Annotated in this window: 30 protein-coding genes and 1 pseudogene; 27 read left to right on the plus strand and 4 right to left on the minus strand. The window is 64.0% G+C overall.

The features are described from left to right. Positions 1–280, plus strand: a pseudogene (locus AC1DT6_RS37480) (hypothetical protein); the annotation flags it as partial. Between the two features lie 6 nt (positions 281–286). On the opposite strand, the gene AC1DT6_RS37485 reads toward AC1DT6_RS37480, so the two are convergent. Further along, positions 287–775 carry a MarR family winged helix-turn-helix transcriptional regulator gene (locus AC1DT6_RS37485; protein ID WP_477115431.1) on the minus strand — a complete coding sequence of 163 codons (489 nt, stop codon included), beginning with the start codon at positions 773–775 and terminating at the stop codon, positions 287–289. A gap of 123 nt (positions 776–898) precedes the next feature. Here AC1DT6_RS37485 and AC1DT6_RS37490 point away from each other — a divergent pair, with 123 nt between their 5' ends. The 7 genes from AC1DT6_RS37490 (at position 899) to AC1DT6_RS37520 (ending at position 8,343) form a co-directional block, all read left to right on the plus strand. After that, positions 899–1,975, plus strand: a complete 1,077-nt coding sequence (locus tag AC1DT6_RS37490; RefSeq protein ID WP_477115432.1) for a cupin domain-containing protein — start codon at positions 899–901, stop codon at positions 1,973–1,975. A gap of 34 nt (positions 1,976–2,009) precedes the next feature. Next, positions 2,010–2,876: a fumarylacetoacetate hydrolase family protein gene (locus AC1DT6_RS37495; protein WP_477115433.1), complete on the plus strand. Its 867-nt coding sequence runs from the start codon at positions 2,010–2,012 to the stop codon at positions 2,874–2,876. Between the two features lie 24 nt (positions 2,877–2,900). After that, positions 2,901–4,112 (plus strand): FAD-dependent monooxygenase, encoded by a 1,212-nt coding sequence (locus tag AC1DT6_RS37500; RefSeq protein ID WP_477115434.1) that lies wholly within the window; start codon positions 2,901–2,903, stop codon positions 4,110–4,112. 4 nt (positions 4,113–4,116) lie between these two features. Beyond that, complete coding sequence (locus AC1DT6_RS37505) at positions 4,117–5,466, plus strand: MFS transporter (protein WP_477115435.1); 1,350 nt, start codon at positions 4,117–4,119, stop codon at positions 5,464–5,466. 126 nt (positions 5,467–5,592) lie between these two features. Then, entirely contained in the window at positions 5,593–6,588 is a 996-nt protein-coding gene (locus AC1DT6_RS37510) for a 3-keto-5-aminohexanoate cleavage protein (RefSeq protein ID WP_477115436.1), read from the plus strand. Next, the gene (locus AC1DT6_RS37515) at positions 6,585–7,310 is read left to right on the plus strand and encodes a DUF6081 family protein (RefSeq protein WP_477115437.1); all 726 of its coding nucleotides are present in this window, start codon (positions 6,585–6,587) and stop codon (positions 7,308–7,310) included. The genes AC1DT6_RS37510 and AC1DT6_RS37515 overlap by 4 nt, the downstream gene beginning before the upstream one ends. Positions 7,311–7,350: 40 nt before the next feature. Further along, complete coding sequence (locus AC1DT6_RS37520; RefSeq protein ID WP_477115438.1) at positions 7,351–8,343, plus strand: ABC transporter substrate-binding protein; 993 nt, start codon at positions 7,351–7,353, stop codon at positions 8,341–8,343. 17 nt (positions 8,344–8,360) lie between these two features. On the opposite strand, the gene AC1DT6_RS37525 is transcribed toward AC1DT6_RS37520, so the two are convergent. Next, positions 8,361–8,888, minus strand: coding sequence for a MarR family winged helix-turn-helix transcriptional regulator (locus tag AC1DT6_RS37525; RefSeq protein ID WP_477115439.1), 528 nt, complete (start codon positions 8,886–8,888; stop codon positions 8,361–8,363). A gap of 140 nt (positions 8,889–9,028) precedes the next feature. Here AC1DT6_RS37525 and AC1DT6_RS37530 point away from each other — a divergent pair, with 140 nt between their 5' ends. From AC1DT6_RS37530 to AC1DT6_RS37550, 5 genes are read left to right on the plus strand one after another with little or no spacing between them, the layout of a single operon-like run. Next, positions 9,029–10,105, plus strand: a complete 1,077-nt coding sequence (locus AC1DT6_RS37530; protein WP_477115440.1) for a homogentisate 1,2-dioxygenase — start codon at positions 9,029–9,031, stop codon at positions 10,103–10,105. Further along, positions 10,068–10,343, plus strand: coding sequence for an ABC transporter ATP-binding protein C-terminal domain-containing protein (locus AC1DT6_RS37535; protein WP_477115441.1), 276 nt, complete (start codon positions 10,068–10,070; stop codon positions 10,341–10,343). The genes AC1DT6_RS37530 and AC1DT6_RS37535 overlap by 38 nt, the downstream gene beginning before the upstream one ends. 3 nt (positions 10,344–10,346) lie before the next feature. Then, positions 10,347–10,496, plus strand: a complete 150-nt coding sequence (locus AC1DT6_RS37540; RefSeq protein WP_477115442.1) for a hypothetical protein — start codon at positions 10,347–10,349, stop codon at positions 10,494–10,496. Continuing rightward, a complete protein-coding gene (locus AC1DT6_RS37545; protein ID WP_477115443.1) occupies positions 10,484–10,906 on the plus strand; it encodes an ATP-binding cassette domain-containing protein in 423 nt (140 codons plus the stop codon). Before AC1DT6_RS37540 ends, AC1DT6_RS37545 begins: the two co-directional genes overlap by 13 nt. Further along, positions 10,903–11,064 carry a hypothetical protein gene (locus AC1DT6_RS37550; protein WP_477115444.1) on the plus strand — a complete coding sequence of 54 codons (162 nt, stop codon included), beginning with the start codon at positions 10,903–10,905 and terminating at the stop codon, positions 11,062–11,064. The genes AC1DT6_RS37545 and AC1DT6_RS37550 overlap by 4 nt, the downstream gene beginning before the upstream one ends. A gap of 653 nt (positions 11,065–11,717) precedes the next feature. Here AC1DT6_RS37550 and AC1DT6_RS37555 read toward each other — a convergent pair. Continuing rightward, the gene (locus AC1DT6_RS37555; protein ID WP_477115445.1) at positions 11,718–12,647 is read right to left on the minus strand and encodes a LysR family transcriptional regulator; all 930 of its coding nucleotides are present in this window, start codon (positions 12,645–12,647) and stop codon (positions 11,718–11,720) included. A 230-nt stretch (positions 12,648–12,877) separates the two neighbouring features. Between AC1DT6_RS37555 and AC1DT6_RS37560 the strand changes: the two genes are divergently transcribed. From AC1DT6_RS37560 to AC1DT6_RS37615, 12 genes are all read left to right on the plus strand, one after another. Beyond that, positions 12,878–13,273: a nuclear transport factor 2 family protein gene (locus AC1DT6_RS37560; protein ID WP_477115446.1), complete on the plus strand. Its 396-nt coding sequence runs from the start codon at positions 12,878–12,880 to the stop codon at positions 13,271–13,273. Between the two features lie 79 nt (positions 13,274–13,352). Then, positions 13,353–13,652 carry a putative quinol monooxygenase gene (locus tag AC1DT6_RS37565; RefSeq protein WP_477115447.1) on the plus strand — a complete coding sequence of 100 codons (300 nt, stop codon included), beginning with the start codon at positions 13,353–13,355 and terminating at the stop codon, positions 13,650–13,652. A 94-nt stretch (positions 13,653–13,746) separates the two neighbouring features. Then, positions 13,747–14,049 (plus strand): putative quinol monooxygenase, encoded by a 303-nt coding sequence (locus AC1DT6_RS37570; RefSeq protein WP_477115448.1) that lies wholly within the window; start codon positions 13,747–13,749, stop codon positions 14,047–14,049. 152 nt (positions 14,050–14,201) lie between these two features. Beyond that, entirely contained in the window at positions 14,202–15,587 is a 1,386-nt protein-coding gene (locus AC1DT6_RS37575; RefSeq protein ID WP_477115449.1) for an MFS transporter, read from the plus strand. A 102-nt stretch (positions 15,588–15,689) separates the two neighbouring features. Further along, positions 15,690–16,085, plus strand: a complete 396-nt coding sequence (locus AC1DT6_RS37580) for a nuclear transport factor 2 family protein (RefSeq protein WP_477115450.1) — start codon at positions 15,690–15,692, stop codon at positions 16,083–16,085. A 12-nt stretch (positions 16,086–16,097) separates the two neighbouring features. Beyond that, on the plus strand, positions 16,098–17,054 hold the full coding sequence (locus AC1DT6_RS37585) for a fumarylacetoacetate hydrolase family protein (protein ID WP_477115451.1): 957 nt from the start codon (positions 16,098–16,100) through the stop codon (positions 17,052–17,054). Positions 17,055–17,126: 72 nt separating this feature from the next. Continuing rightward, positions 17,127–17,525 (plus strand): cupin domain-containing protein, encoded by a 399-nt coding sequence (locus tag AC1DT6_RS37590; protein WP_477115452.1) that lies wholly within the window; start codon positions 17,127–17,129, stop codon positions 17,523–17,525. A 55-nt stretch (positions 17,526–17,580) separates the two neighbouring features. Beyond that, a complete protein-coding gene (locus tag AC1DT6_RS37595; RefSeq protein ID WP_477115453.1) occupies positions 17,581–18,519 on the plus strand; it encodes a VOC family protein in 939 nt (312 codons plus the stop codon). Positions 18,520–18,550: 31 nt separating this feature from the next. Beyond that, positions 18,551–19,258 (plus strand): fumarylacetoacetate hydrolase family protein, encoded by a 708-nt coding sequence (locus AC1DT6_RS37600; RefSeq protein ID WP_477115454.1) that lies wholly within the window; start codon positions 18,551–18,553, stop codon positions 19,256–19,258. Positions 19,259–19,342: 84 nt separating this feature from the next. Next, positions 19,343–21,142: an amidohydrolase family protein gene (locus AC1DT6_RS37605; RefSeq protein WP_477115455.1), complete on the plus strand. Its 1,800-nt coding sequence runs from the start codon at positions 19,343–19,345 to the stop codon at positions 21,140–21,142. Between the two features lie 131 nt (positions 21,143–21,273). After that, a complete protein-coding gene (locus tag AC1DT6_RS37610; protein WP_477115456.1) occupies positions 21,274–21,795 on the plus strand; it encodes a hypothetical protein in 522 nt (173 codons plus the stop codon). A gap of 109 nt (positions 21,796–21,904) precedes the next feature. Continuing rightward, complete coding sequence (locus tag AC1DT6_RS37615) at positions 21,905–22,822, plus strand: porin (RefSeq protein ID WP_477115457.1); 918 nt, start codon at positions 21,905–21,907, stop codon at positions 22,820–22,822. An 8-nt stretch (positions 22,823–22,830) separates the two neighbouring features. Here AC1DT6_RS37615 and AC1DT6_RS37620 read toward each other — a convergent pair whose 3' ends face one another. Next, positions 22,831–23,562, minus strand: coding sequence for a GntR family transcriptional regulator (locus AC1DT6_RS37620; protein ID WP_477115458.1), 732 nt, complete (start codon positions 23,560–23,562; stop codon positions 22,831–22,833). 317 nt (positions 23,563–23,879) lie between these two features. Here AC1DT6_RS37620 and AC1DT6_RS37625 point away from each other — a divergent pair, with 317 nt between their 5' ends. After that, complete coding sequence (locus AC1DT6_RS37625; protein WP_477115459.1) at positions 23,880–24,188, plus strand: putative quinol monooxygenase; 309 nt, start codon at positions 23,880–23,882, stop codon at positions 24,186–24,188. 210 nt (positions 24,189–24,398) lie between these two features. Next, positions 24,399–25,662, plus strand: a 1,264-nt coding sequence (locus AC1DT6_RS37630) for a tetratricopeptide repeat protein (RefSeq protein ID WP_477115460.1), incomplete at its 3' end; no start/stop codon positions are given.

Genomic DNA, 25,662 nt, shown 5'->3' on the forward strand with positions numbered 1-25,662 from the left:
CGGCGAGCGCAATGTCGCGCATCTCCTTGACCAGCTTCCCCTTTCCGACCGCCGCGTTGGGGACGCCCTGTTGCGCGCGTTGGGCGACGCTGGCGTGATCGACCTCTCGGGCAGGGCCGCAGGCCGGCTACTGCACACCTTGACGAAGATCTCGCGACCGGCCAGCGATATTCTCGCAGTCTTCGGCGATCGCCCGGTAGCAGTCCTCGGGGCGTCCGCCGGGGGCAAGGAATTCGTTGCTGGCTTCGCTGCGTTCGTGGAGGGTCCGCGCGCGTGCTGAGCGTGCTCAGGCAACGCGCGCGGGCGGCGGCGACACCGGCACCCGGCTGGTCTCGTTGTTGGCCGCCACTAGGCGTTGCAGCATGGCAACGAACAGTGCCCGCTCTGCCGGGTCCAAACCGGCCAACGTGCGGGTCTGGGCGCGCTCCGTGCCCGGGTAGATGTCCTGCAGCGGCGCCGCACCGGTTGCAGTCAGCGATAGCAGCTTGGTACGCCGATCGGCGATGCCCGGCGAGCGCGAGATCAGTCCCTTTCCCTCCAGCCTCTCCACCACACCGGCAATTGTGGTGCGGTCAAAGCCGATAGCATTGGCCAGCCTGAGCTGGTCGATGCCCGGATAGGCGCGCACTGCCGACAGCGCGGCGTATTGCACGGGCGTCGTATCGGAGCCATCGGTCTCTTCGTGAAAGACCGAGGTGGCAATCTGGTGCAGCCGCCGGATGAGATGGCCCGGCTTGTTGTAGATCAGTTCGTCGAAATTGGATTCGTCCATCATTTTTTTTCGCAGATCGGTCCGACAGGTGGGATCGACCCTACCCTGACGTTTACCCCCAGTGGATATATGAAGCACGCTGATTATCATACACACATTGATTCGATGTCGAATGATTCCATAAAAATGATAAATCAGACCATCACCTCAAACACTCAGGACCGGCATGCCCGCGAGACTGCCTCGTTGCCCGAGGATTTCCGCGCAGCGCTGCGCGATCACGCACTGGCTCCGTTGTGGGACTTCCTCAAAGCTGCCCTGCCGCACGGCCGCCCCGCGGGCGTCACGCGTCCGCACCGCTGGCGCTATGCCGATGTGCGTCCGCTGCTGCTGGAAGCCGGGCGCCTGGTGCCGGTTGCGCAGGCCGAGCGCCGCGTGATCGTGCTGAGCGATCCTGGGCGCGGTCCCAATGCGATGTCGGCGACAGGCACGCTCTACGCGGGCATCCAGTTGCTCCTGCCCGGTGAGACCGCCCCCACGCATCGCCATTCGCCGAGCGCGGCGCGCATCGTCATCGAAGGCCGCGGCGGCTTCACCGTCGTCAACGGGCAGCGATGCGATATGGAGCGGGGCGACCTCATCCTCACGCCGGGCGGGCAGTGGCACGACCACGGCCATGACGGCGAAGGTCCGGTGACCTGGCTCGATGTGCTGGACCTGCCGGTGTTCACCGCGGCGGAATCCGCTTATGCCGAAGGTGGCCATGATGGCTGCAATGTCGAAGAGCCGCTGATGACGCTGACGTCAGAACTGCTGCGCCAGGGCTTGCGGCCACCGCAAGGCTGGCACAGGGAGAATCCCTACCCGATGCTGCGCTATCCGTGGCAGACCGCTAGGGTTGCGCTGGAGCGGCTGGCCGAGGGGACGGGTCAAGCTTGCGCGGAGCTGGCCTATGTCAACCCGGAGACCGGGCAGGACTGCCTGCCAATCCTTGGTTTTACGGCGATGATGATCGGCCCTGGCCAGCACTGGCAGGCAGTGCCCACGTCAGCCAGTTCGGTGTTTCACGTTGTCGAGGGCAGCGGCGAGAGTCGGGTTGACGATCACGTGTTTGACTGGAGCGCGGGCGACACCTTCAGCGCCACCACGTTCGCTCGCGTCTCGCACCGCGTCACGCCCGGGCAGCCTGCATTCCTGATTCGCGTTGACGACGCGCCCCTGCAGAAGAAGCTGGGCTTCTTCCAGGAACGCCAGCTCGCCTGAACAGCACCGATCAATCATTCAACCTGCCTGCACCATGCGATTTTGCCGATTCCAGGATGATCGGGGCGAGCGCCTCGGCATCGTCGAGGACCACTTCGTAGCGGATATCTCACCCGCCCTGGAGATGCTGCCCTCATACCGCTGGCCCTTCCCCCAGGGCGACTCGCTCATTGCGCACCTGCCGCTCATTCGCGAGCACGCGCCGCGCCTGCTGGATGCGGCACCGCGCCGCGCCTTGTCCGGCGTGCGCCTGCTTAGCCCGGTGGCCAATCCGTCCAAGCTGGCCGCGGCGCCGGTCAACTATCTCAGCCACTTGGCCGAGGCACAGGCCGATCCCGCGACCTTCCATGCGCACCAGTTGCAGCGCATCCAGGAGGTGGGGCTGTTCCTCAAGGCATCGAGTTCGCTCGCCGGCCCCGGCGAGGGCGTGGCGCTGCGCCACACCGACCGCCGCAACGACCACGAACTGGAGCTGGCGGTGGTCATCGGCCGCACCGCGGATCGTGTTTCGGTGGACAGTGCAATGGACTACGTTGCCGGCTATGCCATCGGGCTGGACATGACCGTGCGCGGCCCGCAGGAGCGCTCGCTGCGCAAATCGATTGACAGCTATTCGGTGCTCGGCCCGTGGCTTGTCACCGCCGACGAGATCGCCGACCCGGCAAACCTGGAGCTGGAACTGCGCGTCAACGGCGAGCTGCGCCAGCGTGCCAACACGCGTGACCTGGTGGTCGGCGTTCCGCAGCTGATTGCCTGGGCATCGTCCTACTACACCCTGCATCCCGGCGACGTCATCTACACAGGCACCCCGGACGGCGTGGGGCCGGTCGTGCCTGGTGACCTGATCGAGGCCAGCGTCGAAGGCATCGGCGCCATGCGTGTCCCGGTACGCGCCGCCTGAGTTCACCGCACACGGATATCTTTCATGAACGATAGCAACAAGATCCAGACTTTGATTGTGGGGGGCGGCATCGGCGGCCTCGCCACGGCGCTAGCCCTGGCCCAGTCCGGCCGCACGGTGCACGTGCTCGAGCGTGCGCCGCAGTTCAGCGAGGTTGGCGCCGGCCTGCAGCTGGCGCCCAACGCATCGCGCATGCTCGAGCGTCTGGGTGTGCTCGATGCGGTCTGGCAAAGCGCGGTGTTTCCGCGCCAGCTGGTGTGGATGGACGCGATGAGCGGCCGCCGGCTGACCGCGCTGGACCTTGGCGCCAACTTCCGGCAGGCATACGGCTATCCCTACCTGGTGATGCACCGCAGCGACCTGCTCGCCGCGCTGCTGGCCGCGTGCCGGCGCGACGCCCGCATCACGCTGGAAACCAGCCGCGACGTGGTGGCGGTGCAGGATCTTGGCGACGGCGCCGAGGTCCGATGTGCCGACGGCTCGATTTATCGTTGCCAGGCGCTGATCGGAGCGGATGGGCTGCACTCCACCGTGCGCAGCATGATTGCGGACGACGGCGCACCGGTGTGCTCGGAATATGTGGCCTACCGTGGCACCCTGCCGATGGAGAACATGCCCGAGCATGCCGGGCTGGACAATGTGGTGATGTGGACCGGCCATGACATGCATCTGGTCCAGTATCCGGTACGCCGCGGGGAACTCTATAACCAGGTGGCAGTGTTCCGCAGCTACCGCTTCGATCCGTCCACAGACGACTGGGGCACGGTTGACGAGCTGGAGGCGCGCTTCGCCAATGCCTGCGCACCCGTGCGTGGCGCGATCAGCCTGATCCACACGAACCGGCGCTGGCCCATGTATGACCGCCATCCCATCGCCGACTGGACGCGCAACCACATCGCCCTGCTGGGCGATGCCGCTCACCCGATGCTGCAATACCTCGCGCAGGGCGCGGCCCAGGCTATCGAGGATGCGGGCACGCTGGCCGATGCGCTGAGCCGTCACGCCCGCGACGTGCCGGGCGGACTGCTGGCCTACCAGGAGGCCAGGCGGCTGCACACCGCGCGCGTGCAGCTGACGGCGCGCTGGTTCGGCGACTTCATCCACCTGGGCCATATGGGGGCCGAGGTGCGCAATGCGCTGCTGTCGGCGCGGGCAGACGACAGTTTCGCCCCGGTGGACTGGCTGTATGCGCCCCGCGCGGTCGCCACCGACGCAGCCATGGCGGGGAGGGTCTGAGCCCATGACCGCGATGAACGAGACGCTCGCCGCACCGCAGCCCGCCGTCGCCGCGGTCGGCGCGATGCTGCGCAGCAGGCCGATGTCACGCTATCAGCAGATAGTGATCGGCATCTGCATCGCCATCAACGTGCTGGACGGCTTCGACGCCCTCGCATCCGCTTTCACTGCGCCTGCGGTAGCGGCGCAGTGGCAACTGCCGGCAGCATTGCTGGGCATGCTGCTGAGCGCCAGTGTGGCGGGCATGGCGCTCGGCTCGGTCCTGATCGCTCCATTGGGCGACAAGCTGGGCCGCCGTCCCATCGTGCTTGGATGCCTTGGCATGATCAGCGCCGCCATGCTTGCCTCGGCATTTGTGGCCAACGCCTGGCAGCTTGCCGGCCTGCGCCTGGTGACAGGTCTGGGCGTGGGCGGCATCATCGCCGGCATCAATACGCTGGTTGCGGAGTATGCATCGGACCGGCGCCGGGACTTGGCGCTGAGCATGACGACCGTTGGCTATGCCGTGGGCGCCATCTGCGGCGGCGCGGCTTCCGGGCTGCTGGTTGGCAGCTACGGCTGGCGCTCCGTGTTCCTCGTGGGCGGCCTGCTTTCGGTGTTCATGGTGCCGGTAGCGTTCGCCTGGCTGCCCGAATCACTTGACTTCCTTGCCGGCAAGCGGCCGGGCAATGCRCTGGCACGGTTGAACCGGGTACTGCGCAAGGCTGGCGCGGAGCCGCTGCAGATGCTGCCGCCGCACGGGGAGCAGGTCCGGCAGGGCTCGGCGTGGCGCGCGCTGTTTCACCCGGACTTCCGTCGGCTGACCTTGCTGGCCTGCGCCTGCTACCTGCTGGTCATGCTCACGAACTACTTCTTGCTGAGCTGGATGCCGAAGCTGCTGGTGGACATGGGCATGAGCATGGAGCAGGGCATTTCCGGGGCCGTCATCATGAACCTGTCGGGGGTTGTCGGCGGCATTGCCCTGGGCTGGTCGGCCGGCCGCTACGGGCTCAGGGCGATGTCAGTGATATACCTCTGCCTGTGCTTCCTGTCGGTTGCATGGTTTGGTTCGCTGTCGGCGGCAGCCGGCCACGTGCTGACCGTGAGCGCGGTGATCGGATTCCTCATCACCGGTGCCGTGGCCTGCCTGAACGCGCTCGCGCCCCGGGTCTTCCCGCCGGAAGTGCGCGCCACGGGCACCGGGCTGGCACTGGGCTTTGGCCGCCTGGGTGGCACAGCCGGCCCCTGGCTGGCGGGGGTGCTGATTCAGGCGGGCTGGTCGCGCACGCAGTTTTCGATCGTGCTGGCAACGCCGCTGCTGGCCGCGGCCGTGCTTTTCGCGCTGGTCCTGGCGAAGGAGCGCGGTACGGCCTGAGCCGCCTGGTTCTTGCAGTTGCCGTATCAAAATTGGTCGATATCGAATTTTCCGACGTAGAAGTTTTATTGGTTCTGCCGCAGGGCCGGAGAGCCAACCCATCAGCCAACAAAAAGGAGGTGAGCTATGCAGGAAGGAATCTCGTTGTGGGAAGCCGCGAAGCGCGAAATGGACGACTACCAGTTCGTTGCTGGGGTCGAGCTTCAGCCGAAGTGGGACGTGCCGTCCGAGATCGCCATCAATGTTGCCGTGTCGGGCCGCTTCAGCGACAGCCAGGAAGAGGGCCATCCGACCTCCATTGAAGCCTATGTCGATGCCGCCTCCGAGGTCATCGAGGCTGGCGCTTGCGGCGTGCATATCGATTTCTCGATGGTTACCGACCACCGGGGGCGCCGCCTGGACCGCGACGTGCCGCCGGTGGAAGCGTACGGCGCAGTGCTGCGCCCGCTGCGCGACCGCTTTGGCCATGAGTTCGTCGCCAACCTGAACGTGCTCAACGGCAGTACGTTCGATATCTGCATGAGCCCCGCCCGGGCCGGGCTGGCGGAAGTCGCGCCGTGCGCCGCGGGGCACCCGGATGCTTTCATGGTGCCGGCGGTGCGCACGCTGGAGCAGTACGACGTCAAGCCGGAAATCGTGATCCACAGTTCCGGCGAGATCGAGCTGGCCAAGCGCAAGCTGATCGATACCGGCATCCTGAAAGGTCCTTACAACTGGATCATTCTGTATGGGCTGCCGTTCAACGTCGGCCGTACGCTGATCTCGGGTACCTGGGCCAGCAATGCGCAGGACATGGCGCGCCATATGTTCATGATGGTCGACCAGATCCGCCAGATCGATCCCGCTTCGGTCATCACCGTTTGCGCGGCGGGCCGGTCCACACTCTACATGACCACGCTGGCCACCATGATGGGCCTGAACATCCGCGTCGGCACCGAGGACACGCCGTGGAAATACCCCAACAGCGATGTTCGTCTGCGTGACAACCTGGAGATGGTCCGCATGGCACGCGACATTGCCGAGCTGCATGGCCGCCGCACCGCCAGCGCGGACGCCTATCGCCGCATGATCGGCAAGCCCGCCCGTGTAGGCGTGGCAGCCGCCGCACAGGTGCCTGCATGACGCCCCACCCGCTGGACGGCTTCCCGACCGGCGCGCCGGACCCGGCAGTGTGGCAGGTGCTGGAGATGCCCATGCCGGACGGCGGCAAGTGGCGCTACGAGGAGCCCGGCGCGCGCGTGCGGGCCGAAAGTGGTGTTCTGGAAATACAGGTGGACAGGTTCACGCGGCAGCACGCACGCATACCGATGTTCGACAACCCCAAGCATTTCCTGGCCATGCGCGAGCCGCTGACCATCGCCGAAGGCGGCGTGCTCACCATCGGCTGCGAGATGGCGTGCGAGAACCGCAACGGCAACCCGGACGACCTGTTCGATGGCTTTGCGGGCTTCAATGTGTGCGACCTCGCCAAGGGCATGGTGTTTGACTTCATTATCTCCGGCACGCGGATCGGCGTGGTGCATGAGCGGCTGCCAATCCCCGGTGTGACGCCAGTTGGCGGCGACTGGCTGCACGTGGTGCAGTCGCCCCTGCTGGCGCAGAACCACCCGGGAGAGTTCCACCGCTACGAGATCACCATCGACCGCCCGGCACGCAGCTGTACATGGCATGTGGATGGCAGGCGCATGTATGCCGTGCGCGATAGCGCGGTGGATATCGGCAGCGTGGTGGTGGCGCTTGGGCTGTTCACGCTGAAGCCTGCCGTGGCAGGCATGGGCAGCGTGTCAAACCACGGTCAAGGCGCAAGCGGGCGCTGGCGCAATCTCTGGGCCCGCTTCGCGTGAGCGGCAGGCGGAATGGAACCTGTGCGAAGGTAAATCTGATATGAGCAAGCTGAACTTGTCGCTGGCAATGGGCGACTACGACCGCACGCGGGCACTGCTGGACGGGCGGGTACCGATCGATGGTGTCGACCCGGTCTTCCTCGCGCTGGATCCGGAAGAGATCTTCTTTCGCGCGTTCCGGCACGCCGAATTCGATGTCTGCGAGCTGTCATTGAGCAGCTTTACCGTCAAGACGGCGCGCGAATCCTGTCCTTATGTCGGCGTGCCCGTGTTCCTGTCCCGCGCCTTCCGGCACACCGCCATCTACATCCGAACCGACCGCGGCATCCGCGAGCCGGCCGACCTGCGCGGCAAGCGCGTGGGCGTGCCGGAGTACCAGCTGACCGCGTGCGTCTGGGTGCGCGCGATGCTCGAGGAGGATTATGGCGTGCGGCCGTCGGAACTGCAGTGGATACGCGGCGGGCAGGAGCAGCCGGGCCGGGTCGAGAAGATCGAGCTCGCGCTGCCTGCCGATGTGCGCCTGGAGAGCGCGCCTGACGGCGCTACGCTCAACGCGATGCTGGCGGCGGGCGAGATCGATGCCCTGATCGCGCCGCGCCCGCCTTCATGCTGGGTGCGGGGCCATCCCGGTGTGGGCAGGCTGTTCTCCGAGCCGGTGCAGGCCGCCAGCGACTACTTCCGGCGCACCGGCATCTTTCCCATCATGCACCTGCTTGGCGTGCGGCGCGAGCTGGTGCACGCGCATCCCTGGCTGCCGGGCACCTTGCTCAAGGCCTTCGAGCGTGCCAAGGCGGTGGCGATGTCATCGCTGGCCGAGATCGCCGCATCCGCCATCACCCTGCCGCTCGCGCAGGAGACCATGCAGGCCATGCAGGGCTTGATGGGGCACGACTACTGGAGTTACGGCGCGGCGCAGAACCTGCATACGCTCGACGCATTCCTGCAGTACCACCATGCGCAGGGGCTGTCGCCGCGCCGGGTGCGGGTCGAGGAACTGCTGCACCCTTCGACCCTGGAGGTGCATCGGGTATGACGCGCGCGCCGGGCGTTTCAGTCGTTCACTTCGCTGAGGCTTGGGGCTGCCGTGAGCAGGTTTTCCTCGATGCGCACCATGACCTTCAGGAAGCTCTTGAGCTCGCGTTCGGAGACACCGTCGACGGCGTGCTGCAGCAGCGCCGTGATCGCGGGCATCAGCCGTTCGACCAGGGCGCGGCCCTGGTCGGTGATGAACACAAAGCTGCGCCGCCGGTCCTCAGTGTCGCGCACGCGCTTGACCAGGCCCTGCTTTTCCATGCTGTCGAGCGCGGGCACGGAGGTGGTGGCGGCCAGCCCGACGCGGCGGCTGAGCTCCAGTTGCGTCAGCCCGTTCTGCTCCGACAGCACGCGCAGGTAGTACCAATGTCCCACCGAAGCGCCTTCGTCGGTCATCAGGGCTTGCAGGTGGCTGGTGAACAGCCGGTGCATGTCGCGCACATGCCAGGCGATGCTGCGGCCTCCTACGTCGAACACCGGAGGGTGGACTTCGGTAGGCTCCGGCTTGCCGGATTTCGTGGTGGGCTTGGTTCGGCTGGTGGCCACGCTTACATTCTCCGCTTTGTCAGGCGAGGGGAGTTTACCACCGTCCGCCGGCAAGGCCAGGGAAGCAAATCATCCGTTGTCGAACCATATCGGTACGACTCCGTATTGTCCGAAGCAAAATGTAAGAAGGAGGGGGTAGCGTGAAAGACAACCGATTCGGGCCGGCGCCCGGCGATGGCGACGCGGCGGGGCAGGGCGAGCTGTGGACGCGTGACGGCTTCAACGGCGCCTGCTCGATGGTATTGCGCCCGCACTACGCGCCGGCGTATCTGTCGGCACAGGGGCCGCATGCGCCGCGCCGATTCCAGCTGGACAAGCTGGCGATGTCTCACGGCGATGACGCGCTTGCCATGCCGGTGCCGGTTGCCAGCTCGCGCAAAGGGGTGTCGCTGAGCGTCGCGCTCCAGGATCAGGAGCCCTTCATTGTGGTACGCAACGTCGAGGCCGACGAACTGCATTTCGTGCACCGCGGGGAGGTGCGCTTCGAAACCGATTGCGGCGTGCTGGACGCGCAGGCCGGGGATTTTGTCTGCATTCCGCGCTCGGTGGCCTACCGCACCACGCCGCGCGGCGGTCCGGCGTGGCGGTTCATCGTCGAAAGCCCCTCGCCGCTGCGCCTGAACCCCCAGACCCCGTCCGGCATGATCAATTTCGCGCGCGACGTGCACTACGCCAGGGTTGAACCGCAACAAGACGGCCACGCGCCGACGGAGGTGACGCTGGTGCTGAAGGCCGAGGACGGTCCGACGGTGTTCCGGCTGCCGCAGGACCCGCTGCGCGCGGTGGCGCACGTGTACGGGAACGTGCCGGTGTGGAAGGTGAACCTGGCCAACGTCCAGGTAGGCACCTACCTGCCGCATGGCGGCCCGCCGTTCCAGTTCATCACCTCGGACGATGGAGAGATCATGATCTACACGCTCTGCGCGCGCACCACGCAGCGTCGGCCGATCCATGTCAACGCCGATTTTGACGAAGTGATTCTCTACCACGCCGGTCCGGGCGCATGGGGTGACGTGAGCGAGCCCGGCACGGTGAGCTGGGTGCCGAAGGGGGTCATCCACCAGGGGCCCAGCGAGAACGTGCCGGAAGGCTACCAGGCATGGCTGCTGGAGACGCGGCCGACATTGCGTCTCACGCCGATAGCGCTGGAGGCATCCGCGCTGCTGGATACGCGCGAGTATGGAATCCACCCGAGCGAGGCGGCCATGCAGCGGTAATCGCCCCCAAAGCGGGGAGCGGGCCGACGGCGGGGGTGTGCCGTCATGGGCGCTGCGGGCGCGATGCCCCCAGGCGCGAGAACGCAACGCCTGCCCCCGACGCCACATTTCAAGGCTGCCGGGCAGCGTGCCGATCGAATCTGCCCGCTACCTGCGCCAGCCGCATTTTGTCGCGTCGGGTTCATTCGATGCMATACAGGCGGATCCGCGTGTACGCGAAGCCTATCTGGGGGTATAGCGCATGCTGAACATCATCGACCTGCGCGCCGGCTACGGCGCGGCCCAAGTATTGCACGGGATCGACCTGGAGGTGGGCGCCGGCGAAGCGGTGGCCCGGTCGGCGCCGACGGCGCCGGCAAGACCGCGCTGGTCAGGACGTTGTGCGGCCTGATCCGCCCGATGGGCGGGCACATCGTCAAATCCGGCACGGACATCGCCAGCGTACCGGCGCACCGCCGCTTCGAGCATGGCATTGCCGCGGTACTGGAAGGGCGCAACCTGTTTCCCGAACTGAGCGTGCTCGACAACTTGCGCCTGGCAGAACGTGCCGGGCTCAGGACCCGGCGGCCCGGCGCGCGTTTCACGCTGGACGAGGTCTGCGAACTGTTCGGCGTGCTGCATGAACGCAGGCACAGCCGAGTCGGGCTGCTCTCCGGCGGGCAGCAACAGATGGTGGCGATTGGCCGCGCACTCCTGCTTCAGCCAGACCTCCTCATCATGGACGAGCTGACGACAGGCCTGCGCCAAAGGTGGTGCGCGAAATCCTCGGCGTGCTCACGCGGCTGCGCGAGCGCGGCATGAGCATCCTGCTGGTGGAGCAAAGCATTGCTATCGCAGCGGAAATCACCGAACGCGCCTACGTGCTTTCAGTGGGGCGCGTCGTCCACCAGGTCCGCCGCGGCGAGTGGGCGTCAGTGCTGGGCGACGAGTCATTGATCAAGGCTTATCTGCATGGGTGAGCTTGTGATCCGCATTGATCTTCCGGAGGGCGTGCGGGAAGGTACCTCACAGTCGGCGCGCAGCCACTCGGACCCACTCAGACCCACGCACTGCCGCCGGCGCCATTGCCGCACTGGGCCTCGATGGGGCCGTGCTCGTACACATCGTGGACGGTACGATCCACTTCAATGCCTCCGAGTTCTTTTCAGGGTGCGCCAGGGGAACATGCGCGTTGCACTACAGCAGCCTGCTCAGAATGGGCCCGTGTCGGGTAGTGCAGCGTGGTGCCTGCTGCCCTTTGCACGCGCTGCTGTCCTGATGCAGTCATCGGCCCGTCTCGCCAACCCATCTCCGCAATATCGGATTGCGTCGCAGCGCCCGGTATCGAATTAACTGATTCCTCGGATCAGCAAGTTGAATTTCACCTTCCCTGCCTATCACTTCTAAGATTGCCACCACTGATCCACCGAAGCGAATGCCCTGGATTGAGGATGACAAATCCGAGGTGGCGCCGGCCATGCGGATCGCGCAGAAGGAGGTGTTCGGACCGGTGCTTGCGGTCATCCGGATACCTGCAGACCAAGAGCGTCTGGATCAATACGGAGGCGCCGCCGGCCAACCCATTTACGATCCGCTGGCGCCCTGGGTGCAGCAGAGTTGCCATGGCGAGTCCTTACGCACCGATCCACGTCGCCCCACGCCAGATGCCCTCCTGCACCAGGCGCTTCATCAGCGACAAGAGCGCCGCGGTCGCGCAGGAGGCGGCGGTGGACTGGCTGCGCGTGGCAAGCCGGGCAAGGAGGATGCGGCGGGACAGGGCCGGCGAGGCAATGGGTGCGGCGGCCAGGGTGCCACGCGTCAAGTCCTCGGAGATGGCGGAACTGGGCAGGATGGTATGGGCGAAGCCTTTCGCAACCAGCGACTTCTGTACGCTGAGCGAATTGGTTTCGGCGGCAATAACGAGATCGATACCGGAAACGGCATAAGCATGCTCCACCACATTGCGAAGACCATGAGGCGGGTTTGGCAGCACCAGCGCCAGTCCCTCCAGGTCCATGATGGACAGCGGCTCGGCCTGCGGCAGCGTGCCTGGCCGCCCCACGAGGTAGAGCTGCTCGTCGAGCAAGGCCTGCACCCGCAGCCCCGTCACCGACCTGTCGTCATACATCAGGGCCGCGTCCACGTCGCCGGACTCGAGCCATTGCCGCAGATGGCCGGCATAGCCTACCGTCAGGCGGACGCCCAGGTGCGGATAGCGGTCGCGCAGCGTGGCAACCAGCTCCGGCGCCAGCAGTTCGCCGCAGCTGGGAAGGAGACCGATGTTCGCAGTGCCTGAGACAAGGCCCGCGGCGGGCTGGATCTCCGCCTTGGCGCGATCCAGTTCGCGCAGCGCCCGCCGGCCGTACTCCGCGAGCGTTCTGCCGGCGTCGGTGAGCAGCATGCCATGCCGTTCGCGCTCGAACAGCTCGACGCCGAACTCCTCCTCGAGCAGCCGGATGTGGCGGGAGACAGCGGGCTGGACGATATGCAGGCGTTCCGCTGCCTTGGTGGTGCTGCCGGTTTCCGCGACGGCCAGCAATGCACGGAGTTGTTTGATATCCATGGGAAGTGACGAGATGGCTCGTATCGAAGTCGTTGATTCGTGGATGCCGGCAGCCGGATTTCAATTGCTTGCCGGGGCAAGTACCTGATGGGCCGCGCCAGCTGTAACCAGGCGGCGCGGGGAAATCCCTGATTGACGTGGTTTCATAAGAGTATAAAGATAAGATCATTAATTTAAAAGACAGTAAGGTCATCCGGGGTAACCCTGAAAACGTCGAAAAGGTGGTGGAGATGAACGAGAAAACGAGCGCCGACATTGCGGCGGTGATGGCGGCAGACGACGCGAGATATGCAGCCATGCTTGCCGGCGACGTGGCCGCGCTAGATTCGTTGCTCGCGGATTCCCTGGTCTATACGCACGCGACTGCGCGTACGGAAGACAAGGCGGCCTATCTCAAGGCGGTATCGAGCGGCGTCGTCAAGTACGTCGAGCTGGAGCGGTCGGAGGTCGTCGTGCAGGTCTATGGGTCGACCGCCGTCATGCACGGACGGCTTTCACTCAGCGTGTTGCGCGAGGGTAGCCGCAAGGGCATGACCGGCCTGTTCCAGAGCGTGTGGGTCAGGCTCGACAACCGGTGGCAAATGGTTGCCTGGGCGTCTGTGCCGCAAGCGTTCACGTCCGCGTGATGGACGGTTCCTGCTTGGCCGCGTCTGTGGCAAGGCGTCCGGTTGGTGAGCAGGGCAATTTACTGAAGGAGAAGAAGCAATGAGCGAAAAGAACGTGGTTCTGGCGGTCAACTGCCGGATCCGGAGCGACAAGGTGATGGAACTGATGGCGGAGCTGCTGGCGAATGCGGAAGCCTCCCGCGCGGAGCCCGGCTGCCTGCATTTCGACGTCTGCGTCGACAAGGGTGATCCGACCAGGATCCTGTATTACGAGGTCTACCGGGACCAGGCGGCGATCGATTCACACGCGCAGACCGCGCATCACAAGAGATGGGTGACCGAAGGCGCGCCGCTTCTCGAAGTGCGGCAACCGGTGCGGCTGTCGCGCACGGCGCCGTGACCCGGCGTAGCTGACGCTGTTGGGGCGAGTGGCGCGCGACGGGCTGCCCGCGCGGCGAAGAGAAGCAATACACAACAAGCAAGAGGGGAGACTGATGAGCGAACGAAAGCAAGTGGTGGTGGTGGCCTGCCGAGCGAAGGCCGGCATGCGACAGCAGTTGCTGGATGAGTTGGAGAAGAATCGCGCGGCGGCACTGCAGACCGAAGCCGGCTGCCTGCAGTTCGACGTGACGACTGCCGAGGGCGGTGACGAGCAGATCGTCGTCTACGAAGTCTATCGGGATCTGGCGTCACTGGAAGCGCATCAGCAGACGCCACATTTCAAGCGATTCCTGCAGGAGGGCATCCCGCTGTTCGCCGAGCACGATCTGGCGATCTACGAGCGTGTTGCGCCCTGAGACGGAAGCTGTCCGGGACGGACACACCGTCGCGGACTTTCCGGTGGCATGGCTTCGGGGCTGGCTGCACGGTCTATGAGCTTAGCCACACGATTCACCGCCCTTTGCCGGCGTCCCGGCAGAGGATGGCTCATCCAGAGAGAAAGTTCATCATGATCAATTCTGATTCGACTGTCAGGACCGGCTTGCCGGCGGACCAGGAGGAAGAGGACAAGGTATTCCGGCGCGTGACGAGAGGCGTCCTCCCGCTCCTGTTCATCTGTTCGATGATTGCGCTGTTCGACCGTTTCATTGTCGGCTTCGCCAAGCTGCAGATCACCGAAGCCTTTGGCCTGTCCGCCGCGGCCTATGGCTTTGGCGCCGGGATCTTCTCGCTCGGCTATCTGCTGTTCGAAGTGCCGAGCAACATCATCCTGGCGCGTGTGGGTGCGAAGAAGTGGATTGCCAGGATCATGGTGAGCTGGGGCATCGTCACGATCGGGACGATCCTGGTGCGCACGCCGGAGCAGTTCTATATGGCTCGGTTCCTGCTTGGCCTTATGGAGGCGGGCTTCTACCCCGGCATCGTCTATTACCTTTCCGGCTGGTTCCCACGGGCGCGCTTCGGGCGGATCATGGCATTACTGCTACTGGTCTTCCCGATCAGCAATCTGTTCGTTGGCCCGTTGTCCGGCTGGATCCTGGAGTCGATGTCTGGCGCGGCCGGGCTGGCGGGGTGGCAATGGCTGTTTGTCGTTATGGGCATCCCGGCGATCCTGATGGGCGTCGTGTTCTTCCTGCTGGTCGCCGACAAACCGCAGGACGCAAAGTGGCTCAGTGCGCAGGAGAAGCGTGTCGTGCTCGACGCAATCGCCAGGGATCGTGCGTCAAAGCACGAGTCGGGCGGCTGGTTCCTGGCGTTCAAGGACTGGCGGGCGTGGGCACTCGGCGCAATCATGGCGGGCGGCTATCTCGGCCTGTACGGCATCGTATTCTGGATGCCCACGATGGTCCAGTCGGCGGGCGTCAGCGGATTTCGGAACATCGGCATGATCTCCTCCATTCCGTGGATCGGCACCGTGCTGGTGACACTGCTGCTGGGCTACTCGTCGGACCATTTCCAGGAGCGCAGGGGGCATTTCTGTTTCGCCGTCCTCCTGGGAGCGCTGGGCTTCGTGATCAGCGTCCAGTCAAGCACCAACATCTACGTCACCATTGCCGGCCTCAGCGTTGCCTGCGCCTTCCTGTTCGCCTGCTTTCCGCCCGCCTGGGCGCTTGCGTCCACGCTGCTGGTCGGGCAGAGCGCTGCGTGCGGGCTGGCCCTGGTCAACACGGTTGCGTCGTTCGGCTCCTTTATCGGGCCTTACCTGATGGGGATTGGCCAGGAAAAAACGGGCGGACTGACGGCGCCGCTGATGGTGATGGCTGCCATCTGCTCGGTCTCTGCGCTGGCCATCTGGCTGATTCCTGCCCGTGCGCCCGGCCAGCCGGACGCACGCAGCCGTGCGCTGAACGATTCAAAGGCAGGCAGATCGGTGGCGGATTCCCCGGCGCAATAACGCGTCGATATTAGGCCTCAATCCGCGTATTAGATCTATTGATATTAGTAAAAGAATAGCTATCGGATGAAAGTCTCATCTGATGGCCTGGAAGGAATCGATATGAATGACGAAACCAAGAGAAAAATCCGCGCGGTCCTTATCGCTGACGACCAGCGGCATGCAGCGATGATCGGCGGCGATGTGGTGGGTCTGGACCGCCTGCTGGGCGGCGACCTGGTCTACATCCACGGCAGCGCGAGGCAAGACGACAAACAGAAATACCTCGCATCCATTGCGAGCGGGGCAGTGAAGTACCTTGACATCAGACGTACGTCCGAGGCGGTCCAGGTTTACGGGGATACAGCAGTGGTGCACGGYCACATTGCGATCCAGGGCATGTCGAAGGGCGAGAAGCGGCTTATCGACAGCCTCTTCCAGAGCGTGTGGGTGTTGGCTTCATTTGGCTGGCAGATGGTTGGATGGGCATCCATACCGACTGGCAAGGCGCAGGCATAAGGAGACGGCAAAATGAAGTTCGTGACTATCGACTGCGGGGAAAAGGGCCATCCCGGCCTGCTAATGGGCGACGGAAATATTCTCGATTTGTTCCTGCTGCGTCGGCACCTTGGTGTGGCGAAGCTGATCCCTGCGGATGTGCGCGGAATCCTTGAGGGCGGCGCGCAAGCGCTGGCGCTGGTCGATCAATGCCGGCGCGCCGTCGAGGAGATGAGCGACCACGCGAGCGCCCAGCTCAGCGAAACAGGCGCGCTGGTGTCGTTCCAGGGCACGCCGCTGCTGGCCCCGATCCCGGAGCCGCGCCTGCTGCTTGCGGCGTCCGGCAACTATGGCCGCCACTTGCGCGAGTATCCGGACGTGCCGCTGCCGGAGAACCCCACCGCCTTCATTAAGCCCTCCGATACGCTGACGGGCCACGAGAAGCCAATCCTGATTCCGCCGCAGTTTCCGGACCAGGTTGATTTCGAAGGCGAGTTCGCCATTGTGTTCGGCCGGACGTGCCATAACGTCGACGAAGTGTCGGCGATGCAGTATGTCGCCGGCTACACCATTGTCAACGACGTGTCGGCGCGTAACTGGGTGGCCGAGGTGTTCTCGTCGACAGAACGATTCCAGTCCATCCGCGCATGGGACAGAAATATCCTCGGAAAGAACCTGCCGAGCTTTTCGCCATGCGGACCGATTCTGACCACGGCTGACGAGATCGCGGATCCGCACGACCTTGCCATCACGACACGCGTGAACGGCAAGGTCATGCAGGACAGCGGCACCAGCGATCTCATCAGCCGGATTCCCAGGCTTATCTCGTACTTCTCGAAATGGTACCGGTTCCAGCCGGGCGACATCTTCACCACCGGCACTCCGGAAGGCGTTGGCGCCGGCCGCACCCCGCCGGTCTATCTCAAGCAAGGGGACCGCATCGAAATCGAGATCGCCGGACTCGGCACGCTGGCCAATCCGGTGGCATAGCGTCGGGCAGGCTGCGCGTCCGTCACGGCAATCGGCACGGGCGCAAACCTTCTGGAAACTGGACAAGGAGACATGATGGAAGACGTGGAGAAACTGACGATCCTCAGAGGCGAGGATCTGAACTGGGAAAGCGATGGCCGACGGGGCTTCTTCGAGTATTGCGATCTCGGCATGCGCAAGGCGACCAGCGGCCGCTACCTGGTGCACCTGATTCGTGCTACCGCGGCGATGGAGTCGCCCATCGGCGGTCACCGGCACATCGTCGACCTGCAGGTAGTCTACATGCTCAAGGGATGGATGAAGCTCTGGCACGAGGGCCACGGCGAAGTCACGCTCAAGGCCGGCGACTGCATGTACCAGCCTGGCGGCCTGGCGCACGGCGCGCTGGACTGGTCGGCCGATTTCGAATGCCTCGAGGTCATTTCGCCGGGCAATTTCAGCACGCTCGAATCCGAGACCGAGGCGGCTTAGCAGCAATCAGCACAAGGCTCGGCCGCCCACAAGCGGCCAGCCAATACCTGGAGACATGATGAGCATCATCAAGGCAACCGGCGTTGCATACGGGCGGCTGCGCGCACCGGATCTGGACAGGATGGAGGCATTCCTGCTCGATTTCGGCATGGTGCGCGTCGAGCGGAACGACAATACGTTGTACATGCGCGGCACCGGGCCCGCGCAATACATCCATGTGACGGAAAAGGGCAGCCCTGCCTTCGTGGGCATGGCCTACCGCGCGGCCAGCGAGGCAGACCTGGAGAAGCTGACGCGGGTGCCTGGCGCCTCCGCGGTGGAGCCGATCGACGCGCCCGGTGGCGGCAAGCGCGTGCGCCTGCGCGACCCCGACGGCTACCTGATCGAAGTCGTCCACGGCATCGCGCCGCTGCCCGAGCTTCCGATCACGCATCGTCATCCGGAACAAGGCAGGACGGTCGGCGTACTGGACCGGATCCACATGGGGCCCGCCCGGGTCAGGAGCTTCGGCCATGCCGTCATCTTCACCCCCCGGTTGCAGGAGACGCTGGAATGGTACTGGCATGTGCTGGGCCTGCTGCCGTCAGAGGAGGTGTACGAGGGCAGCCCGGACAACGTGTTGGGGTCGTTCAATCGCTGCGACTGCGGCGACGAGTTCGTCGACCACCACGTGGCGATGTTCTTCAGCAATGCCACCGCGGGGCTGAACCATCTCGCCTTCGAGGTTGTTGACCTCGACGACGTCTTCACCGGTCACGAGCACCTGCAAGCCAGGGGCGGGTACGAGCCGCTTTATGGCGTTGGACGCCACCTGCTCGGAAACCAGGTGTTTGACTACTGGGGCGGCCCCTGGGGGATGGTTCATGAACACTTCGCCCATGGCGACCTGCTGAACGCAAGCTCGGGACGCCAGCGCGTTGACATCGTCCAGGGCTTTGTATCGCCGTGGGGCGGGGAGCCCTCCGAGGCGCTGCTGAATCGCGTCGTCCCCTGAGCCGCCGCTTAACGCCACTATCAAACCGAACATGAACACCTCACTTGAATTCGACCCGCAAAGCCTGGTGCTGCCGCGTGTGCCCATTCGTGGCAGCACCCAGCCTTACCATGTACGCCGCATCTTCTGCGTCGCGCTGAACTATGCCGACCATGCCAGGGAGATGGGCAGGGAAGTCTCGCCGGCGCCGCCCTTCTATTTCACCAAGAGCCCGTTCGCCATCACACACACGGGCTCGGTCGTTCCATATCCGCCGGCAACTGCCAACTATCAGCACGAGATCGAACTGGTTGCCGCGATCGGAAAGCCTGCGTTCAGGGTGTCGCCCGCCGAGGGCTGGGACTGCGTGTTCGGATACGCATGCGGGCTCGACATGACGCGGCGCGACCTGCAGCTCGCCGCGCGCGACAAGGGCCGGCCGTGGGAGGTGGGAAAGGACTTCGAGGAGTCCGCGATCGTCTCGGAGATCGTGCCGGCTTCGGAAATCGGTCACCCGCAAAGCGGCAGGATCGCCGTCTCGGTGAATGGTGAGACCAAGCAGGACAGCGATATCTCGATGTTTATCTGGAACGTGGCGGAGCTAGTATCCGATCTCTCCAAATACTATCGCCTCGGGCCGGGCGACCTGATCTATACGGGAACGCCCCACGGCGTCGGGCCGGTGCGTGCCGGCGACATCCTGCACGGGGTCGTCGAGGGCGTCGCCAGCATTGACCTGCGCATCGGGCCTGCGGCCTAGCCAAGCGTCAGTCGCGTGCAAGCATGGCGCCAGGTCCAGGCGCCAGCCACAGGGAAATATTTCCTTCATATCTGGAGTCGGAGCATGAACGAGCAAGGCGAATCCGGGCGAGTCGGTAAATGGCCGCCGGGGGATGTAGCAGGGCAGGAGAATCGAGCCAGCAACGCGGCCAGCGAGGCATCGACTCGCGGCGCATACAGCCAGGCGTATCGGAGCCCCGAAGTCGGCGGGAACCGCGGTGCGCGCCTGCTGCTTAAAGGCGGCACGGTTCTCACGCTTGACGAGAAGGTGGGAGATTTCGAACAGGCGGATGTCCTGGTCGAGGGCAAGAGGATCGTGGCCATTRCCCCCCATCTGGATGCGGCCGACGCGCAGGTCATCGATTGCAGCGGAACGATCGTGATGCCCGGGTTTATCAGCACGCACCAGCATCAATACCAGACGCTGATGCGCAGTGCGTTGTCCGATGGCATCCATATCCGCGCCATACCGGCCAATAGCCAGCAGCCGGTCGCCAAATGGCCGGGCGAATTCTATACGACCACCATCCAGGAGGTGTGGACGCCGGGATTAATGCCGAATCCGCCCGTTCCGGGCCAGCCACCCATCTGGGATCTCGGGCGACCGCCCATGGACCCGGAGGACTGCTACATCGCTGAGTTGGTGTCATCCCTCAGCCAGATCACCCAGGGCGTCACCACGATCACGGATACCTCGCAGTCATCGCACACGCCGGACCATACCGATGCGATGATCCAGGCGCTGTTTGATTCAGGCCAACGCGCGGTCTACGCCTATGGATGGGGCAATGACCGCTCGGCGCAGTTCCCGGAGCAGGCCTATGAATACCCCGGCCGCAGCGGGGATTCGTCATTCGGGCTGGGTCGGCTGGCCAAGACGTACTTCAGCTCGAAGGACCAGCTGGTGACACTGGGCGCGATGCTGGACTGGCACCCCGTGGTCGATCCACGGACGCGCGAGAAGCAGAACTACACCGGGTGGCAACTCGCGCGGGAGTTCGGCGCCTGGATCAACAACCACGCGGCGCACGGCGCGGTCGTCGAAGGCATTGCGGAAGATCCGCGAAACGGCGCTGACTGGTCCGATGTCACGCTGGTCCACTGCACGCTGTGGCAGGACGAGCCGGTCGCCCAGATCGGCGTGGACAACGTCAAGTCGCGCGCCTGGCAACTCGTTGCCGACCGGGGTACGCATGTCTCAATCTCGCCGCTGGTGGAAATGCAGATGCGCCACGGCATGCCGCCGTTCCAGCTGGCGCTCAACTACGGCATCCTGCCCAGCCTGAGCCCGGACACGGAAACCAACATGACGACCAACCCGTTCTCGATGATGCGTTCCGCATTCACGCTGCAACGGGCGCTGGCAAACGAACTGGTGTTCCCCCTAAGCGACCCGCAGGCGCTGAAGGTGCCCCAGTTGGTGACCACCCGGCAAGTGATCGAGATGATGACCATTGCCGGCGCGGCGGGCTCAGGGCTGCTTCACAAGGTGGGTACGCTGACGCCGGGCAAGGAGGCTGACATCGTCGTGCTTGACGCCAATACCCTCAACACCGCTCCGATGAATAACGTTCCCGGCACAGTGGTCACGCTGATGGAGTCGCGCAATGTGCGGGACGTGATCATTGCCGGAAAGATCGTGTACCGCAATGGGCAACTGGTGGGCTGGGACGTGCAGAAGCTGCTCAGGGAGGTGACCCGGGCGCGGGATCGCGTGCTGGCGCGCATCAACGGGCCGGCGCTGGTCGGCGCCTTGCCCGCGGGCCTGAACAGCCATGCCGCTCCGTATCGGCCCAATTTCCTGGGGTCGACTTCCTATATCGGGCAGAACCCTACCGCCCCGGCGTACGTCCTCAGGCCGTAAATAGGACGCCTGACGGCGTCGACTGCGCGGGCAAGGCTTGTGCCGCCGGCCCCTGGCCGTGGAGTTCCTGTTCCCTATTCACCCCGGGGATTCATCCCGATGAATCCTCACCTGTCCTCAGGGTTTTGTTGATGAAAAAGGATAAAGACGGACTGGGCGCGCCCGGCCGTTTGCTGGCAAGCGCCGGTGCCGCGCTTGCTCTGGCCGCTTGCGCCGCTGCGCCGACCATGGTGGAACTGCGGGAGGTGCGCGGCATCTCCGGGCAGAGCCTGCAGGCCAAGCTGGGAGAGCCTACCGACAAGGTTCGGCTGGAGGACGGGCGCAGCCGCTGGCTGTATTCCGGTCAGCCGCTCGGGCTCTTCGTCTATGCGGCAGATTTTGATGCCAATGGTGCCCTGGTCGACTACCGCCAGATGCTGACGATGGCGGAACTGCAGCAGGCCAGGCCGGGAGAATGGACCAAGCAGGATGTGGAGGCGCGCTTCGGCAAGCCCCGCCTGCCGATCCAGTACTACGCACTGCAAGGGCGTGAAGTCTGGTCCTACCGCTTCCAGGATGTGACGCAGGCAGCGGTGTTTCATTTCCAGTTCGATAGCGGCGGGGTTCTGCGCAGCACGCAAAAGTCTATCCGTGCCTTTGAGGACATGATGTAAGGGCAGCCATTGCCAGGCGGCATGGCAAAAGGAGGCGGTGCCGCCCGATAGATCTATAAATATGTTTAATAAAAATGCCTCAGCGGAGGCAACGGGGGAGCGTAGTCCGATGAAATCGTTTGTCTTTTTCCTGTTCCTCGTCCTTTGCAATATGGCGTGGGGGCAATCGCTGACGTTGTATGGCGTGATCGATCTGGCGATTGCGAAGAATCCAGGGCCGGGTGCCGTGGCATTGCAGAACGGATCGGGCAACCGCTTCGGCCTGCAGGGCTTCGAGGACTTGGGCGGCGGCATGAAGGCCTTCTTCAACGTGGAGAATCGCTTTGCCGGAGATACAGGTGCGATGCGTGATCCGGGCCGGCTTTTCAATGATCGCTCGATGGTGGGCATTTCCGGTCGGTTCGGGCGGTTCTGGCTCGGGCGGGAATACACGCCAGCGAGTTGGAACGTGCAGATTCCTGCCGATCCGCTCTACAACAGCACGCTGATGTCGATGTTCCTGATCAGCACGGGCGGCATCGGCAGGGTGTACAACAATGGATCCGTGAACTACCAGTTTGACGTCGATGGCTTGTCGATTACCGGCCAGGTTGCGGAGGCCGAGAGCAACAATGTGCCGCATCGTCCGGTCTCATTCTCCGTTTCCTACCGGGCCGGTTCTGTCCTTGCGGCCTATGGGTACGACCGGCCAGGCGGCGACCGGGCAATCTGGCACATGGTTAGCGGCGTTTACGAAACCCCCGCGTTCTCGCTGCGCGCCACGATAGGCGGCGGGATGACGGATGCGGGGAACCGGCGCGTGTCACTGGTCCTGGGTGCCACGATACCAATAGGAAGCAGCCAGATCTTTATCTCCCATGGCAAGCTCAGGGACACCACCGCGAACCAGACGCTCATGGAAAAGACGGGCGTCGCCTACTACTACTCACTGTCGAAACGTACCTCGCTGTACGCCGACGTCGAACATGACAGCGACGCGATGCCGAAGCACTTCAGCGGCGAGGTCGGCATCAAGCACAAATTTTGAGGCGGCAGCTATGACATGTCGATCGAAATATCGAAGGAGAACTTGCCCGCGGGACAATAGATACGACCGACATCGATGACGCGCTCCGCATGATCGAAGACTGTCGCTACGAGACTTAGGATTGCGCTCTTCGGCGGCATCTGGAGATGGCTTGCAACATCCGGGGATGCTTCCATTGCGCTGGCGCTGTAGTCAATGCGCAGGATGCCGACATTGAACTTGTCCCTCAGGATCCTGGGAATCGGCATCTGCTGCATATCTGCCTCGGTGATGTTCTCACCGAACTCGGGAAGCATGTAGTTGACCGCATAGTTGATCGGGCCGTTCTTGTCATGGCGCAGGCGACGCATGTACGTGAGGTGCGTAGTGTCGCGGAAGGTTGTCTTCAGATCCTCGGGGGTGACGACCAGCAACTTCTCCAGCAGGTCGAGCTGCGCCGCCGAATCGTGGCTGAACACCGTTGCCAGTGTCCCCAGGACCTTCATCTCTTTTCTGGGCTTCGCCTCAAGGGGATTGATGACAGTGCCGCGACGGCGGGTCCGCGTGATGAGGCCCTCGCTTTCCAATACCGTGAGCGCCTGCCGGACCGTAATCAGGCTGACACCATGTTCCTCTGCTAGCTGGCTTTCGGGAGGAAGGCGTAGCTCGTTGGAACGGATCCGGTTGTAGATCTCGGCGCGGATCGACTCGCAGGCCTGGTACCAGAGCGGAAGCTTACGACTGAAATGAGATGTTTCCATGTGGGTAAGGATTCCGGGCACGGTCCCATCAGCGGACAGGCGGGTTAATAGAGTTTAATGAATATATTATACAACATAACAATCGAAGGGCGTGGCCGACATGGCATGCGACGAAATAGTCTCACGCTGTCAGTTCCGGTTAGCGCAGCAGAGTGGCTCCCCGGACTTTGCCTTGTTGTTTCGTTCTATTTAAGTATAATGATAATAGCATTAGGATTTGGACTACGTGTGCCTTCCGAGATGCTGTCATGGCCAACAACAGAGGCCGGTCGACCCGAAATGCGGTTCGGCGCGGTAGCTATAAAGGAGAGAGATTGATGATGATGAGCAACGGAAATGTCGTATTGGTGGTGAATTGCCGCATCAAGCCGGGCAAGGTGGAGGAGTTGATGGCAGCGCTGCACGCCAACGCCGCGGCCGCCAGAACGACCGAGCCGGGATGCCTGCAATTTGACGTGCTGGTCGAYCCGGTAGATCCCACCCGGATCATGTACTACGAGGTCTATCGGGATCAGGCAGCGATCGAGGCGCATGCACAGACCGACCATCACAAGAGGTGGTACACCGTGGGGCCGCCGATGCTCGATGTGCGGGAGCGTTCGGACTTCATCCGTGTGGCGCCGTGATATAAGGCGTTTCTGTCGCAAGGCGCGTCCGGACCGCAGGATCGGCGATCCGGACGCGCCTGCATCTGCCATATTTTCGGCGCAGAGAGATGTCGGATGAAATCAATGGCCAGTTCGAAAGCGCGAAGCGCAAGCACGAGCAAGCGGAGCGTGTCGAGGGATCGAGAAGTCCGCGCTTGGTATCCCGCCGTGTGCGAGCGGGCGCAGCAAATGCTGCAAGCGCGGAACTGGCGGGAAGCCCAGCAACTGTTCGAGGCCATCGAAGCTCGCCTTCCGCCGGCGTTCGCCTTCGAGCGCGCTGTTGTCCTGGAGCGGATCGGACAATGCCTGCTCGTGGCGTCGCGCTTTGACGATGCGATGCCGCGGTTTCAGGCCGCGCTCGCATTGACCCACGGGCTCAAAACCTCTCCAGGCGTAACTCGGCTTGCCTACGTGCTGCATGCCTCGCTCGGGGACGGGCTCCACGCGTCTGGCGACGACGCGCAGGCAAGGCAGTCCTATGAAGCGGCCTTGGCAGTCGCGCGGAACTTGTGCGATCCATTGTGTGTGGCGCAGGCCTGGCACCGGCTTGGAAAGCTCGAGGCATGCTTGCAGCGCGCCACCGAGGCGAGCCTGTTCTTTACGCAGGCGGCAAGCGCATTCCGGTCGCTAGGGGACTTCGCGTATGCCGCGCAGGTTCTGGGCGAGCAAGGTGCATGCCTTGCGAGTGCCGGCAGGCAACGTGAGGCGATCGCATGCTACCGCGAAGCGCTTGACCTCGAGCGGCGGGTCGTCCCGTCCCGGCGTCAACTTCACCACGTATGCAAGCTTGCACGCCTCCTGTCCGGCTCGGCGCCCGCAGCCGACATCCGTCTCCTTGTCGAGCACGCCTTGAATGCCGCAGCTTTACTTGATCCAGAGGTGCCCGAGATCTGGCAGTGTTTTGGTGTTCTGGCCGATACGGCGCGCAGGCAGGCCGCTGCGGCGAAAGATGCTGCCACGGCGTCTGCGTTTGGGGAGGACTCTTTCCTGTTTCACGAACTGTACCAGCGCGTTCCTCAACTGTTCGCCACACTCGCCTCGCTTGGCGACGGCAAGGCCTTCGGCACCGCCGTCGTGCTTGGCCGGATCGGGCAGTGTCTGCGGCTCGCGCGCCGGTTGGATCATTCGCTCCGCATCCTTGAACGGGCTCTCGCGACCGCCGCGGAACTGCCGGAAAGCGCCAGCCGCGTCGGACTGACGGCCATGCTGCAACGCGATCTGGGCGACGCGTTGCTGGCGTTCGACCGGCCGGCGGAAGCTCACCATGCGTACGAGGCTGGCCTGACGGCATGCCGCGCAACGGAAGACCTCGCCGGCCAGGCGGCATTTCGTGACCGGCTCGCGGACGCGGCACGGCGCGCCGGTGCGACTGCAACAGCTACCGCTGCTACGCCGGCGCTTCACCAAATGCCTGAACTCGCTGGCTTTCGGTTGACCATTAGCGATGAAACGG

This window comes from Cupriavidus sp. 01L45 (assembly GCF_056399885.1).